Source organism: Streptomyces sp. LS-MS-L19, assembly GCF_058382285.1.
This window is the reverse complement of sequence record NZ_JBYCLL010000001.1, coordinates 8,353,992-8,366,995: the sequence shown is the minus strand read 5'-3', so window position 1 is coordinate 8,366,995 and position 13,004 is coordinate 8,353,992. Positions and strand designations below refer to the sequence as shown.

The 13,004-nt window shown below is 72.7% G+C and carries 11 protein-coding genes and 2 pseudogenes; 3 read left to right on the top strand and 10 right to left on the bottom strand.

The features are described from left to right. Positions 1-69 precede the first annotated feature (69 nt). Positions 70-822: a MerR family transcriptional regulator gene (locus tag AC2XR2_RS37300; protein ID WP_330263250.1), complete on the top strand. Its 753-nt coding sequence runs from the start codon at positions 70-72 to the stop codon at positions 820-822. Here the strand turns inward: AC2XR2_RS37300 and AC2XR2_RS37295 are convergent. The 6 genes and pseudogenes from AC2XR2_RS37295 to AC2XR2_RS37270 all read right to left on the bottom strand — a co-directional run bounded on the left by AC2XR2_RS37295 (position 799) and on the right by AC2XR2_RS37270 (position 8,743). Then, the gene (locus AC2XR2_RS37295) at positions 799-2,448 is read right to left on the bottom strand and encodes a thiamine pyrophosphate-binding protein (protein ID WP_491517474.1); all 1,650 of its coding nucleotides are present in this window, start codon (positions 2,446-2,448) and stop codon (positions 799-801) included. The genes AC2XR2_RS37300 and AC2XR2_RS37295 overlap by 24 nt on opposite strands. A gap of 128 nt (positions 2,449-2,576) precedes the next feature. Then, positions 2,577-4,754, bottom strand: coding sequence for a 3-hydroxyacyl-CoA dehydrogenase NAD-binding domain-containing protein (locus AC2XR2_RS37290; protein WP_491517473.1), 2,178 nt, complete (start codon positions 4,752-4,754; stop codon positions 2,577-2,579). Positions 4,755-4,796: 42 nt separating this feature from the next. Beyond that, entirely contained in the window at positions 4,797-6,011 is a 1,215-nt protein-coding gene (locus AC2XR2_RS37285) for an acetyl-CoA C-acetyltransferase (protein WP_330263253.1), read from the bottom strand. A gap of 43 nt (positions 6,012-6,054) precedes the next feature. After that, entirely contained in the window at positions 6,055-7,197 is a 1,143-nt protein-coding gene (locus AC2XR2_RS37280) for an acyl-CoA dehydrogenase family protein (RefSeq protein WP_381296556.1), read from the bottom strand. Continuing rightward, on the bottom strand, positions 7,194-8,348 hold the full coding sequence (locus AC2XR2_RS37275) for a CaiB/BaiF CoA transferase family protein (RefSeq protein WP_491517472.1): 1,155 nt from the start codon (positions 8,346-8,348) through the stop codon (positions 7,194-7,196). Before AC2XR2_RS37275 ends, AC2XR2_RS37280 begins: the two co-directional genes overlap by 4 nt. A 168-nt stretch (positions 8,349-8,516) precedes the next feature. Next, a pseudogene (locus AC2XR2_RS37270) lies at positions 8,517-8,743 on the bottom strand (hypothetical protein). 92 nt (positions 8,744-8,835) lie between these two features. Between AC2XR2_RS37270 and AC2XR2_RS37265 the strand changes: the two are divergent. Next, complete coding sequence (locus tag AC2XR2_RS37265; RefSeq protein WP_491517471.1) at positions 8,836-10,014, top strand: saccharopine dehydrogenase family protein; 1,179 nt, start codon at positions 8,836-8,838, stop codon at positions 10,012-10,014. Positions 10,015-10,042: 28 nt separating this feature from the next. On the opposite strand, the gene mmpA is transcribed toward AC2XR2_RS37265, so the two are convergent. Together mmpA and AC2XR2_RS37255 are read right to left on the bottom strand one after the other, a co-directional pair. After that, a complete protein-coding gene (mmpA, locus tag AC2XR2_RS37260) occupies positions 10,043-10,201 on the bottom strand; it encodes a morphogenic membrane protein MmpA (RefSeq protein ID WP_086723806.1) in 159 nt (52 codons plus the stop codon). Positions 10,202-10,283: 82 nt separating this feature from the next. Then, entirely contained in the window at positions 10,284-10,973 is a 690-nt protein-coding gene (locus AC2XR2_RS37255) for an endonuclease V (protein WP_491517470.1), read from the bottom strand. A gap of 42 nt (positions 10,974-11,015) precedes the next feature. Here AC2XR2_RS37255 and AC2XR2_RS37250 point away from each other — a divergent pair. Beyond that, positions 11,016-11,311, top strand: a pseudogene (locus AC2XR2_RS37250) (YciI family protein). A 4-nt stretch (positions 11,312-11,315) separates the two neighbouring features. On the opposite strand, the gene AC2XR2_RS37245 reads toward AC2XR2_RS37250, so the two are convergent. Then, a complete protein-coding gene (locus AC2XR2_RS37245) occupies positions 11,316-11,645 on the bottom strand; it encodes a plasmid stabilization protein (RefSeq protein ID WP_381296545.1) in 330 nt (109 codons plus the stop codon). Positions 11,646-11,695: 50 nt separating this feature from the next. Next, entirely contained in the window at positions 11,696-12,808 is a 1,113-nt protein-coding gene (locus AC2XR2_RS37240) for a WD40/YVTN/BNR-like repeat-containing protein (RefSeq protein ID WP_491517469.1), read from the bottom strand. Between the last annotated feature and the right edge of the window lie 196 nt (positions 12,809-13,004).

Here is a 13,004-nt window from a genome sequence, read left to right as displayed (position 1 = left end):
TGCCCGACAACCGGCTGCGCAAGCGGTGGCGGATGTCACAGCAGTGGTGAGACAGCGATACTGCTGCACATGACGACCGACACCACCCCTGCCGCCGGGGACGACGCCGAGGAGCCGGACCGCACCGTCGAGGAGCCCGCCCTCACCGTCGACGAGCTCGCCGCGCGGGCGGGGGTCACGGTCCGCACGGTCCGCTTCTACGGCACGCGAGGGCTGCTGCCCCCGCCGGTGATCGGTCCGCGCCGGGTCGGTCACTACGGCCGTGAGCACCTCGCCCGGCTGGCGCTGATCGAGGAGCTCCAGCACCAGGGCATGACGCTGGCGGCGATCGAGCGGTACATGCAGCAGCTGCCGTCCGACCTGAGCGCCCACGACCTCGCGATCCACCGGGCCGTGGTGGCCTCCTGGGCCCCCGATCTCGTGGAGCCGGTGACCCGCGAGGAGCTCCAGCGGCGGGCCGGGCGGGCGCTCGACGACGACGACCTGGAACGGCTCGCCGCGATGGGTGTCGTACGGCAGGACGGCGACACCTGTCTGGTCGACCTGGGCCTGCTCCGGCTGGGCGTCGGGCTGCTGGACGTCCCGCTGTCCCAGGAGGCGATCCTGGCCTCGCGGAAGGTGCTCATCGAGCACTCCCGGGCCGCCGCGCACGAGTTGTCGCAACTCTTCCGCGGCGAGGTCTCCAGGCGCGACGCCCGGGACGTGAAGTCACTGTCCGCGCACATGGAACCCCTGGTCGTACAGGCCCTGTTGACGACCTTCCAACGGTCCCTGAAGGAGGAGCTGCGGGAGTGGTCGTCAGAGACGGGCCGGTCCTCCTGACGCCTTGAGGGGTACGTCGACGAGCAGCGGCCCCGTGAGGTCGGCCGCGCCGGACACCAGCTCCCTCAGGTGGTCCGCGCTCTCGGCCCGGACCGCGTCGACGCCGAAGAAGCGGGCCGCCTGGGTGAAGTCGAGCGGGCCCAACTCGGTGCCGGGGCAGGTGCCTTGGGCGCCCATCGCGGTGTAGCTGTCCTGGACGGTTCGGTAGACGCCGTTGTTCATCACCACGAAGAGCACCGGGGTGTTCCGGCGGGCCGCGCTCCACAGGCCCTGGAGGCCGAAGAGGGTGCAGCCGTCGCCCAGCACGGCGACGACGGGGCGGCCCGGTTCGGCGAGGGACCGGCCGACGGCGGCGCCGATGCCCCAGCCGAGGCCGCCGCCGACGGTGTGGGTGTAGCTGCCGGGGCGTTCCAGTCGTATGTGCCGGCGCAGCAGGAGGCCGACGGTGATGGCCTCCTCCACGACCACGGCGTCCGGCGGGAGGCCGCGCGCCACGGCGTGGGCGGCGGCCCAGGGGGCGAGCGGGGCCGGGGAGTAGGCGGCGCGGGCCGCCGCTTCGGCCCGCTCGCGTGCGGCGGTGTGCTGTTCACCGGCGCGCACGATGCGGGCCTTCGCGGTGTGCTCGGGCACCTGGTCGCGCAGCAGGTCGGCGAGGCGGTGCAGGGAGGGGGCGAGGGCTCCGACGAGTCCCGCGTCGGCGGGGAAGTTGCGGCCGATCTCGTCCGGGTCGGAGTCGAGTTGGAGGACGGTCGTGCCGGGCGGCAGGGCGGGGCCGGGGGTGTAGTGGTGGGGGGTGAAGGCGTGGGCGCCGGCGATCAGGACGGTGTCGTACGGGGCGAGGGCGGCGCGGACCGCGTCGTGGCGGGGCGGGAGCATGCCGGCGTACAGGGGGTGAGTGGTCGGGAAGTCGAGGGCGTCGGCCATGGGTTGGTGGTGGACGGTGGCTCCGCAGGCCTCGGCGGTGCGGACCAGTGCGCCGAGCGCGTCCTCACGGGCCACGCCGTCGCCGGCCACGATCGCCGGGCGGGCGGCGGCTCCCAGGAGTACGGCGGCTCGTTCGATGCCGGGGGCCGGGCCCTCGGGGGGTGTGGGGGTGCGGGGCGGGATCTCCAGTTCCGTGTCCTCCTGGAGGAGGTCCGTGGGCAGGGAGAGGAACACCGGGCCCGCGGGCGGGCGTCGGGCGAGGGCGAAGGCGCGGCGGAGGGCCAGGGGCAGGTCCCGGGCGTGCTGGATGTCGTACGTCGCCTTCACGGCGGGGGTGGCGAGGCCGATGACGTCGCCGGAGAGCATGGGGTCCTGCTGGAGGTGGCGGCGGTCCTGCTGGCCCGCCGTGACGACGAGGGGGGTGCGGGAGCGGCGGGCGTTGAGGAGGCCGATGAGGCCGTTGGCGAGGCCGGCCGCGATGTGGAGACTCACGAAGGCGGGGCGGCCGGTGGAGCGGGCGTAGCCGTCGGCCATGGCGACCACCGAGCCCTCGTGGACGCCGAGGACGTACTCGGGGGCGTTCTCCGCCTGTGCGAGCGCGGCCAGGAAGGGGAGTTCGGTGGTGCCCGGGTTGCCGAAGACGCGGTCCACGCCCTCGTCGCGGAGGATGTCCAGGACGGCGAGCGCGGGACGCTGACCCATGGGGGCTCCTCGTGGGGGCGGCTGGGTGTCCAGCGTCGGGGAGCCCGGGGTGGGGCGGCAAGAGGGCCGTGTCGCTCAGCGGTACGACGCTCTGCCGCCCCGGTGTCCGGGGTGTCGGGGGTGTCCGCTCACGCGTCCCCGAACCGCTCACCCTTCTCCGCCTTCTCCACCAGCAGCGCCGGCGGCGTGAAGCGGTCCCCGTAGCGGTCCGCCAGCTCACGCGCGCGGGACACGAAGCCCGGCAGACCGCCCTCGTAGCCGTTGATGTACTGGAGGACGCCGCCGGTCCAGCCCGGGAAGCCGATGCCGAAGATCGAGCCGATGTTGGCGTCGGCGACCGAGGTCAGGACGCCCTCCTCCAGGAGCCTGACCGTGTCCAGGGCCTCGGCGAAGAGCATGCGTTCCTGCATGTCCCGGAAGGGGATCTCCGCGCCCGGGCGGGTGAAGTGCTCGCGCAGGCCCGGCCACAGCGCGGACCGCTTGCCGTCGTCGCCGTAGTCGTAGAAACCGCCTCCCCCGCTGCGCCCCGTGCGGCCGAACTCGTCGACCATGCGGTCGATGACCGCCTCCGCGGGGTGGGGTGTCCAGGTGCCGCCCGCCTCCTCGACCGCCTGCCGGGTCTCCTTGCGGATCTTGCGCGGGAGCGTCAGCGTCAGCTCGTCCATCAGGGAGAGGACCTTCGCCGGGTAGCCCGCCTGCGCCGCCGCCTGCTCGATCGACGCGGGCTCGATGCCCTCGCCGACCATGGCGACGCCCTCGTTGAGGAAGTGGCCGATCACGCGGGAGGTGAAGAAGCCGCGCGAGTCGTTCACGACGATCGGCGTCTTCTTGATCTGCCGGACCAGGTCGAAGGCGCGGGCCAGCGCCTCCTCCCCCGTGCGCTCGCCCTTGATGATCTCGACCAGCGGCATCTTGTCGACCGGCGAGAAGAAGTGCAGGCCGATGAAGTCGCCCTGGCGCTCCACCCCTTCGGCGAGGGCGGTGATGGGAAGCGTCGAGGTGTTGGAGCACAGCAGCGCGTCCGGCTCGACGATGTGCTGGATCTCCTGGAAGACCTTGTGCTTGAGCGCCGAGTCCTCGAACACCGCCTCCACGACCGCGTCGCAGCCGGCCAGGTCCTGGGGGTCGGCCGTCGGGGTGATGCGGGCCAGGAGCGCCTCCGCCTTCTCCTGGGTCGTACGGCCTCGGGAGACCGCCTTCGCGCAGAGCTTCTCCGAGTAGGCCTTGCCCTTGGCCGCCGCCTCCGGTGTCACGTCCTTCAGGACGACCTGGATGCCCGCGCGGGCGCACGAGTACGCGATGCCCGCGCCCATCATCCCGGCGCCGAGCACGGCCACCTTGCGGACCTGGCGGGGCTCGACGCCCTTGGGGCGGTTGGCGCCGGAGTTCACCGCCTGGAGGTCGAAGAAGAACGCCTGGATCATGTTCTTGGAGGTCTGGCCCGCCGCCAGTTCGACGAAGTAGCGCGCCTCGATGACCTGCGCGGTCTCGAAGTCGACCTGGGCTCCCTCCACGGCGGCCGCGAGGATGTTGCGCGGGGCCGGGTAGGGGGCGCCGTTGGTCTGCTTGCGCAGGCTCGCCGGGAAGGCGGGCAGGTTGGCCGCGAACTTCGGGTTGGCGGGCGTGCCGCCGGGGATGCGGTAGCCGGGCTTGTCCCAGGGCTGCTGGGACTCGGGGTTGGCCTCGATGAACGCGCGGGCCTTGGCGAGGAGTTCGTCCTGGGTGGTGGCCACGTCGTCGACCAGGCCGTTCTGGAGGGCGCGCTGCGGGGCGTACTGGGTGCCCTGGAGCAGGACCTTGAGCAGCGCGTCGGCGATGCCCAGCAGGCGGACCGTGCGGACGACTCCGCCGCCGCCGGGGAGCAGGCCGAGGGTGACCTCGGGGCAGCCGATCTTGGAGCCGGGCGCGTCGAGGGCGATGCGGTGGTGGCAGGCGAGGGCGATCTCGTAACCGCCGCCCAGGGCCGCGCCGTTGATCGCGGCGACGACGGGCTTGCCGAGGGTCTCGATGCGGCGCAGGTTGCGCTTGATGGCGAGGCCGCCGTCGAAGAGTTCCTGCGCGGTCTCGGGGGTGACCCGGATCAGGTCGCGCAGGTCGCCGCCGGCGAAGAAGGTCTTCTTGGCGGAGGTGATGATGACTCCGCGGATGGTGTCCTTCTCGGCCTCCAGGCGGTCGGTGATCACCGCGAGGGAGTCGCGGAACGCCTGGTTCATGGTGTTTGCGGACTGGTCGGGGTCGTCGATGACGAGGGTGACGACGCCGGTGCGGTCCTGTTCCCAGCGGATGGTCGTGGACTGAGTGCTCATGTGGAAGTGCTCCGTGTGATCCGTCGTATCCGTGGGAGGGGGTCAGATGCGCTCGACGATGGTGGCGATGCCCATGCCGCCGCCCACACAGAGCGTCGCGAGGCCGTACCGCTTGTCCTGGCGCTCCAGTTCGTCGATGAGGCTGCCCAGGATCATGGCGCCGGTCGCGCCGAGCGGGTGGCCCAGCGCGATCGCTCCGCCGTTGACGTTGACCTTGTCCAGCGAGAGGCCCATGTCCTTGACGAAGCGCAGGACGACGGCCGCGAAGGCCTCGTTGATCTCGACCAGGTCGATGTCGTCGATGCTGAGGCCGGCCTTGGCGAGCGCCTTGCGGGTGGCGGGCGCGGGTCCGGTGAGCATGATGGTGGGCTCGGAGCCGGAGACGGCCGCGGAGACGATCCGCGCGCGGGGACGCAGGCCGTAGCGCTCGCCGACCTCCTTGGAGCCGATCGCGACGAGCGAGGCGCCGTCCACGATGCCGGAGGAGTTGCCCGCGTGGTGGACGTGGTCGATCTTCTCGACCCAGTGGTACTTCTGGAGCGCCACGGCGTCGAAGCCGCCCAGGTCGCCGATGTCCGCGAAGGACGGCTTGAGCTTCGCCAGGGAGTCGGCGGTGGTGCCGGGGCGCAGGTGCTCGTCGTGGTCGAGGACGGTCAGCCCCGCGCGGTCCTTCACCGGGACGACGGAGCGGTCGAAGCGGCCCTCCTTCCAGGCCGTGGCGGCACGCTCCTGGGAGAGGGCCGCGTACTCGTCGACGTCACGCCGTGAGAATCCCTCGATCGTGGCGATGAGGTCGGCCCCGATGCCCTGCGGTACGAAGTTGACGGCCAGGTTGGTCATGGGGTCGTTGAACCAGGCGCCGCCGTCGGAGGCCATCGGCACCCGGGACATGGACTCGACACCGCCCGCGAGGACCAGGTCCTCCCAGCCCGAACGCACCTTGGCGGCGGCCATGTTGACGGCTTCCAGGCCGGACGCACAGAAGCGGTTCTCCTGGACGCCCGCGACCGTGTCCGGGAGGCCCGCGGCGATCGCGGCGATGCGGGCGATGTCGGAGCCCTGGTCGCCGACCGGTCCGACGACACCGAGGACGATGTCGTCGACGGCCGCCGGGTCCAGGTCCGGGAAGCGGGCGCGGATCTCGTGGATGAGTCCCACGACCAGGTCGATGGGCTTGGTGCCGTGCAGGGCGCCGTTCGCCTTGCCGCGGCCGCGCGGGGTGCGGATCGCGTCGTACACGTACGCTTCGGTGCTCACGAGGAAGCCTTTCAAGGGTGAGGGTGGGCCGGGCAAGAGGTCTTCATCCCAGCAGGGAACGGCCGATGATCTCCTTCATGATCTCGGTCGTGCCGCCGTAGATGGTCTGGATACGGCCGTCCGTGAAGGCCTTGGCGACCGGGTACTCGCTCATGTAGCCGTAGCCGCCGTGCAGTTGCAGGCAGCGGTCGGCGACCCGCTTCTGGAGCTCGGTCGCCCACCACTTGGCCATGGAGGCGTGGACAGCGTCCAGCCCCCCGTCCGAGTGGTCCTCGACGCAGCGGTCGACGAACGTCCGGGTGACGGCGCACTCGGTGGCCATCTCGGCTATCTCGAACCGGATGTGCTGCTTGGTGGCGAGCGGCCGACCGAAGGCCTCGCGCTCCCTGACGTACTCGGTGGTGATCTCCAGGAGGTGCTCGGCGGCGGCGATCGCGGAGACGGCGATACTCAGGCGCTCCTGGGCGAGATTGGTCATCAGGTGGCCGAAGGCGCCGTGGAGCTCGCCGAGGAGGTTCTCCTTGGGCACGCGGACGTCGTTAAAGAACAGCTCGGCGGTGTCCTGGGCCTTCTGGCCGATCTTGTCGAGGTTGCGGCCGCGCTCGAAGCCTTCCGTGCCGCGTTCCACGACCAGCAGCGAGAGACCGCGGGCCCCGCCCTCCGGGGTCGTCTTCGCGACGACGATCACGAGGTCGGCCAGGATGCCGTTGGAGATGAACGTCTTGGAGCCGTTCAGCAGCCAGTGGTCGCCCCGGTCCTCCGCGTGGGTGCGGATGCCCTGGAGGTCGGAGCCCGCGCCGGGCTCGGTCATCGCGATGGCGGTGATCAGGGAGCCGTCGCAGAAGCCGGGCAGCCAGCGGCGCTTCTGCTCGTCGGTGGCGAGCGAGGTGAGGTACGGCCCGATGATGTCGTTGTGCAGGCCCAGGGCGAGGCCGGGGGCGCCCGCGCGCGTGAACTCCTCGGCGAGGACCGCGCTGTAGCGGAAGTCGTCGGTGCCGCCCCCGCCGTACTCCTCGGGCACGGCGAGCCCGAGCAGGCCCTGCTTGCCGGCCGCGCGCCAGGCCTCGCGGGAGACGATGCCGTCCTTCTCCCACTGCTCGTAGTACGGCAGCACCTCCCTGGCCAGGAAGGCGCGCACGGTCTCGCGGAACGCGTCGTGTTCGGGGGCGAGGATCTGCCGCTTCATTCGGGGCCCTTCGGGAGTTCCTGGTCTGTCACGAGGTCCGGTACGGCCCAGTCGCGGGCCACCTCCGCGGTGTCGGCGCCGGGCCGGGCGGGTCCGGTGCGTACGGCCGTGGGGGTGGCGGAGAAGCGGGGTGCGGGCGCCGGCTGGGTGATGCCGGCGTGGTCGGTGAAGGTGCCGCGGGCGGCGAGGTGGGGGTGGTGGGGGGCCTCGCGCAGGGACAGGACGGGTGCGACGCAGGCGTCGGTGCCCTCGAAGACGGCTGCCCACTCGTCTCGCGTACGGGACGTGAAGCGGGCGGCGACCGCCTCGCGCAGGTCGCCCCAGCGGGTCCAGTCCTTGCGGGCGTCCGCGAAGTCCGTGACGCCCAGCAGGTCCAGGAACAGGTCGTAGAACTGCGGCTCCAGGGCGCCCACCGCCATGTACCTGCCGTCGGCGGTCTCGTAGGTGCCGTAGTACGGGCAGCCGCCGTCGAGGAGGTTGGCGCCGCGCCGGTCCTGCCAGCCGCCCGCCGCCGTCATGCCGTGGAGCATCGCGGCGAGGTGGGAGGTGCCGTCCACGATGGCGGCGTCGACGACCTGGCCGGTGCCGGTCGCGCGCGCGTGGTGCAGGGCGGCGAGGACGCCGACGACGAGGTACAGGGCGCCGCCCGCGTAGTCGCCGAGGAGGTTGGCGGGGGCGGCCGGAGGGCGGCCCGGTTCGCCGATCATGCCGAGGGTGCCGGTGAGGGCGATGTACGCGATGTCGTGCCCGGCGCGCTGGGCCAGCGGGCCGTCCTGGCCCCAGCCGGTCATCCGGCCGTAGACGAGGGCGGGATTGCGGGCGTGGCAGTCCTCGGGGCCGACGCCGAGCCGCTCGGCGACCCCGGGGCGGTTGCCCTCGACGAGGATGTCCGCGCGGGCCGCGAGGTCGAGCACGCGCGCGGGGCCGTCCGGTGCCTTCAGGTCGACGACCACCGAGCGCTTGTTGCGGTTGGTGATGTCGTACTCGGGGTCGATCGCGAGCGCGGCACCGCCCGGGCGGGACACCTGGACCACGTCGGCCCCGAGGTCGGCGAGGAGCATGGCGGCGAACGGGCCAGGGCCGATACCGGCCAGCTCGACCACGCGCACGCCGCTGAGCGGGCCGTGCCCGGGCTCCGGTGCCGTTGTCATCCAGCCCCCTCGGTGTGACACAACTGATGTAACACCAGCGATGCTATGAACGCTCCCCGGCGGGCACAAGACCCGAACGAGCAAGCGCTTAGCCAATTATCGGCCGGTCAGCGCCTGTCGTCGCCCGGCCGTCGTCCGTCATCGCCCGTCATCGTCCGCCATGGCCCGTCATCGCCCGTCGAGCTCGGCGGCCAGCCGTTTCGGGGCGATCACGCGGTAGCTCTCCTCGACCCAGTCGCAGTGCAGGTCGGCCGCGGGGGCCCCTTCTCCGTGAGCGGCACGCGCACCCCGCCGGCCTTACCGAGGCCGTACCCGGCGGGCTCGGCACCCGGCAGCCCGAGCGCGAACTCGCGTACTTTCTCCCACTTCTTCAGGGCATTCCTGGGCACGGCCACCGTCCCACCTCCGGGCTCGTCGTCGGGCTCCGCACCCCTCACGCTAGCCTCGGCCACCGACAACGGCGCGTGCGGCGGGATCCAGGAGTGTCATGAGCAGGCTGAAGAAGTCGGACCGTCCCTACGACATCGTGCTCTTCGGAGCGACGAGCTTCGCGGGCACGCTCACCGCGGAGTACCTCGCCGCGCACGGCCCCGACGGTCTGCGCTGGGCGATCGCCGGACGCAGCGAGGAGAAGCTGCGGGCGCTGCACGAACGGCTGCCCGGGGGCACGGACATCGGGGTGCTCACGGCCGACGTCTCGGAGCCGGAGTCGCTGCGCGCCCTCGCCGGGCACGCGCGTGTGCTGGCCACCACGGTCGGCCCCTATCTGACGTACGGCGAGGAGCTCGTCGCCGCCTGCGCGGACGCCGGGACGGACTACCTCGACCTCTCCGGGGAGCCGGAGTTCGTGGACCTGATGTACGTCCGGCACGACGCACGCGCGCGTGAGACGGGCGCCCGGCTGGTGCACGCGTGCGGCTTCGACTCGATCCCGCACGACCTCGGCGCGTACTTCACGGTCCGGCAGCTGCCGGAGGGCGTGCCGCTGACCGTCGACGGGTTCGTGACCGCGGAGGGCATGTTCTCCGGCGGCACCTTCGCCTCGGCGCTCAACCAGTTCGCGCGCGGCCGGCAGATGGTCGCCGCCGCCCGGGACCGCGGACGGCACGAGCCGCGGCTGGTCGGCCGGCGGGCCACCGCGCCGACCGGCACCCCGCGCTACGCCCAGGAGGTCGGCGCGTGGGCCCTGCCGCTGCCGACCATCGACGCGCAGATCGTGCGGCGCTCGGCGAAGGCCCTGGAGCGGTACGGCCCGGACTTCCGTTACCGGCACTACGCGGCCGTACGACGGCTTCCCATGGCGGTGGGTGGGGTCGCGGCCGTGGGGGCGCTGTTCGCGGCGGCCCAGGTGCCGTCCGCGCGCCGCTGGCTGTCCGGCCGGGTCAGGCCGGGTGACGGGCCGAGCCCGGAGAAGCGGGCGAGGAGCTGGTTCTCGGTGCGCTTCGTCGGCGAGGGCGGTGGCCGGCGGGTGTTCACCGAGGTCCGGGGCGGCGACCCGGGGTACGACGAGACGGCCAAGATGTTCGCCGAGTCGGCGCTGTCCCTCGCCTTCGACGACCTGCCGGAGACCTCCGGTCAGGTCACGACGGCGGTGGCGATGGGGGACGCGCTGATCGAGCGGCTGGAGCGGGCCGGGATCATCTTCCGGGTGGCGGCGACCAGGTGAGCGCGCCTCAGCAGGACCGGGCCCGGTGTCAGAAGGACCAGCCCGCGACCGTGTAGATCATCCCCGCGATCCAGCCGAGCCCCGCGAGCACGCCGAGGACCAGCGCGGCGGTCACGGCGCGTTCGACGGGCCGGTTCGGGTCGGCGAGGGGCTTGGGGGAACGGTGGGTCATACGGTGCGTCGTCATGCGGGACAGCCTGCCGATCGCGCCGGGGCCCGCACATCCGTACAGATACTCAGACGACGTACTCAGTACCCCTGAGGCGTCGTCAGGCAGTCGCCTCCCGCAGCGCCTTCCGGCACAGCGCGTCCGCCCTGCGGGTCGTCTCCGGCAACCGGTAGGCCGGGGTGAGCGCGAGGGTGTGGGCGCAGGCGGTGTCGAGGCTCACGCGATGGCCGACCGAGACGAAGACCGGCTTCACCGCCTCGCGCGTGCGCAGGGCCCGGCCGACCTCCTCGGCGCCCGCCATGAGCGGCGCCCACGCGCCGCGCCGGGCGCCGGGATCGTCGTAGGAGAAGGTGAACGGGTTCTTGGCGACGCCGATCGTGGGCAGGCCGGTGAGGACGCCGAGGTGGCTCGCGAGGCCGAAGCGGCGGGGGTGGGCCAGGCCGTAGCCGTCGCAGACGACGAGGCCGGGCGGGCACGGCAGGGCGTCCAGGGCGGCGAGGACGGTGGGGAGCTCGCGGAAGGCGAGCAGGCCGGGGACGTACGGGAAGGAGATCCGGCCCACCGCGGTCGCCTCGGCCACGACCTCCAGGGTCGCCGCGTCCAGCACCACGGCCGCCGCCGCGACCACGTCCCGTTCGTCGTCGTAGGCCACGTCGACCCCGGTGACATGGCCGGTGCCGGGCGGCGGGCCCGGTTCGTCGAGGACGGTCCTGGCCCGCAACTCGTCCTGGACCGCGCGGGCCTGCTCCTCGGTCGCGGGCCAGCCCGCGGGAATGTCCACTGTCGTCATGGTGGGGACGAGGGTACGGCCGGGCGGCGTAGTCTCGCGATCATGTTCGTACTGGAGCTGACCTGCACCGCGCCCCTCGACGCCGTGGACGCCGTGCTGCCGGCCCATGTGGCCTGGCTGGACGAGCAGTACGCGCGCGGTGTCTTCCTGGCGTCGGGACGCAAGAAACCCGCGACGGCGGTGTGATCATCGCCGTCGCGGAGGACCGTGCGCGGATCGAGGAGATCACCGCAGGCGACCCCTTCGTCACGGCGGGGGTGTGCGCGTACCGCGTCACCGAGTTCGCCGCGACGAAGACGGCCCCGGCGCTGGAGCCGTACCGGGAGACGCCCGGCTGAGGGGTCAGCCCTTGTTGCCGAGGGCGCGCTGGAGCTGGCTCTTGTTCATGTCCGAACGGCCCTTGACGCCCTTGCGCTTGGCCTCCTCGTAGAGCTGGTCGTAGGTCGGGCCCTGGGAGCCCTTGCCGGACCGCTGACCGCCCCGCTTGCCGGACGACATGTCCTGGGTGGAGGTGCGGCTGGCGGTCTTGGACTCACCGGAGCGGGCGCGTTCCTTGTTGACCGTGCGGGCCGCGATCTCCTTGGCCCGTCCGGTGCTCTCGCCCCGGTCCTCGGCACTCTTCTTGATGTGCTCGTACTGGCGCTCGCGCTTGGAGTTCGAACCGGCTGGCATGGGGGACCACTCCTTTCGCCGTCGGCGACCGGGTACCCACATTCGGCCGCTCAGTGCTCCAGTCGAGCCACCCGCCCCTTCTCGCCCGCGGCCCAGCAGCCGCCGTCGGCCGCGCAGTCCACGGTGTCGTAGGAGCCGGTGTCCACGGTCCGCCAGGTCCGGCCGCCGTCCGTGGTGAGGTCGGTGCCGGTGGGGCCGACCGCGAGGGCGGCGGTGCGGCTGTGCGGGAGCCAGGCGACCCCGGAGCGGTAGGCGGGCGGCGGGGTGGCCGCGGGCTGCCACGAGCGGCCGGCGTCGGCCGTACGGGCGCCCGCGCGCGGGGACGGCTGGTCCGCGTTGTAGTCGCCGCCGACCGCGAGGCCGTGCGCCCGGTCCCGGAAGGCGAGCGCGAAGACGCCCTTGGCCGAGGCGCCGCCGGGGATCGGCGTGTCGGAGGCCGTCCAGGTCAGGCCCCGGTCTCCGGAGTGCAGTACACGCGCGCGTGCGCCTCCTCCGGTGGCCAGCCAGACATCGCGCGGGCCCGAACTCACCAGGCACTGACCGCTCGCCGCGAAGCCCGCCTCGCCGTCGAGCGCGGCCGGCATGCCCTTGTTCGGCAGCACCTTCCAGGAGCGGCCGCCGTCCGCGGTCGACAGGATGCGGAACTTCCCGTCCACCGGGTCGCTCATGGCGAGTCCGTGGCGGCGGTCGAAAAAGGTGAGGCAGTCGTAGAAGGCCTTGGCGTCGGTGTTGCGGAAGGACTCGGTCCAGGTCGCTCCGCCGTCCTCGGTCCGGTACACCCGGGACGCCTCGCCCTCGCCGATGGCCAGCACCACGGCCCGGCGCGCGTCGAAGGCCTCTATGTCCCGGAACTGGAGCTCGGCGGCCCCGGCGGGCGAGACGTTTCGCCAGCTCGCCCCGCCGTCGGTGGTGCGCAGCACGGTGCCCTGGGTGCCGGCCACCCAGGCGGTGTTCCGGCTGACGGCCGCGAGGCCCCGGAAGCGCGCCTCGGGGGCGCCGCTGTCCTTGAGCTCCCAGTGCGGCGTACGGCCGTCCGGGCCGTGTGCCGCGGCCGGTACGGCGGTCAGGGCGGCCAGCGCCGCCGCGGCCGCCACGCCCGCGGTGACGGTCCGGCGCGTCAGACCCGTACGTCTCTTGTCTCGCGTGTTCCCCAGGAGCCTCATGGCGGGCGAAGCTAGTCCACGCTCCCGGCGCCGTCCAGATGCCCTCGTCGGTGTGCGGACCGGTGCGCGGGGTGTCACGTGTGTCCCGCGGGGCAGGCGAGAGGGACTGGATCACACCGGTGCACGGGGACGGTGACAGAGGTCACTCGACTCCCGTGTACACGGATTGGCCGATTCCGGCGTCTCTTCCATTGCC

Coding starts and splice junctions, on each gene's coding strand:
- AC2XR2_RS37300 (WP_330263250.1), top strand. CDS start 70: ATGACGACCGACACCACCCCTGCCGCCGGGGACGACGCCGAGGAGCCG.
- AC2XR2_RS37295 (WP_491517474.1), bottom strand. CDS start 2,448: ATGGGTCAGCGTCCCGCGCTCGCCGTCCTGGACATCCTCCGCGACGAG.
- AC2XR2_RS37290 (WP_491517473.1), bottom strand. CDS start 4,754: ATGAGCACTCAGTCCACGACCATCCGCTGGGAACAGGACCGCACCGGC.
- AC2XR2_RS37280 (WP_381296556.1), bottom strand. CDS start 7,197: ATGAAGCGGCAGATCCTCGCCCCCGAACACGACGCGTTCCGCGAGACC.
- AC2XR2_RS37275 (WP_491517472.1), bottom strand. CDS start 8,348: ATGACAACGGCACCGGAGCCCGGGCACGGCCCGCTCAGCGGCGTGCGC.
- AC2XR2_RS37265 (WP_491517471.1), top strand. CDS start 8,836: ATGAGCAGGCTGAAGAAGTCGGACCGTCCCTACGACATCGTGCTCTTC.
- mmpA (WP_086723806.1), bottom strand. CDS start 10,201: ATGACGACGCACCGTATGACCCACCGTTCCCCCAAGCCCCTCGCCGAC.
- AC2XR2_RS37255 (WP_491517470.1), bottom strand. CDS start 10,973: ATGACGACAGTGGACATTCCCGCGGGCTGGCCCGCGACCGAGGAGCAG.
- AC2XR2_RS37245 (WP_381296545.1), bottom strand. CDS start 11,645: ATGCCAGCCGGTTCGAACTCCAAGCGCGAGCGCCAGTACGAGCACATC.
- AC2XR2_RS37240 (WP_491517469.1), bottom strand. CDS start 12,808: ATGAGGCTCCTGGGGAACACGCGAGACAAGAGACGTACGGGTCTGACG.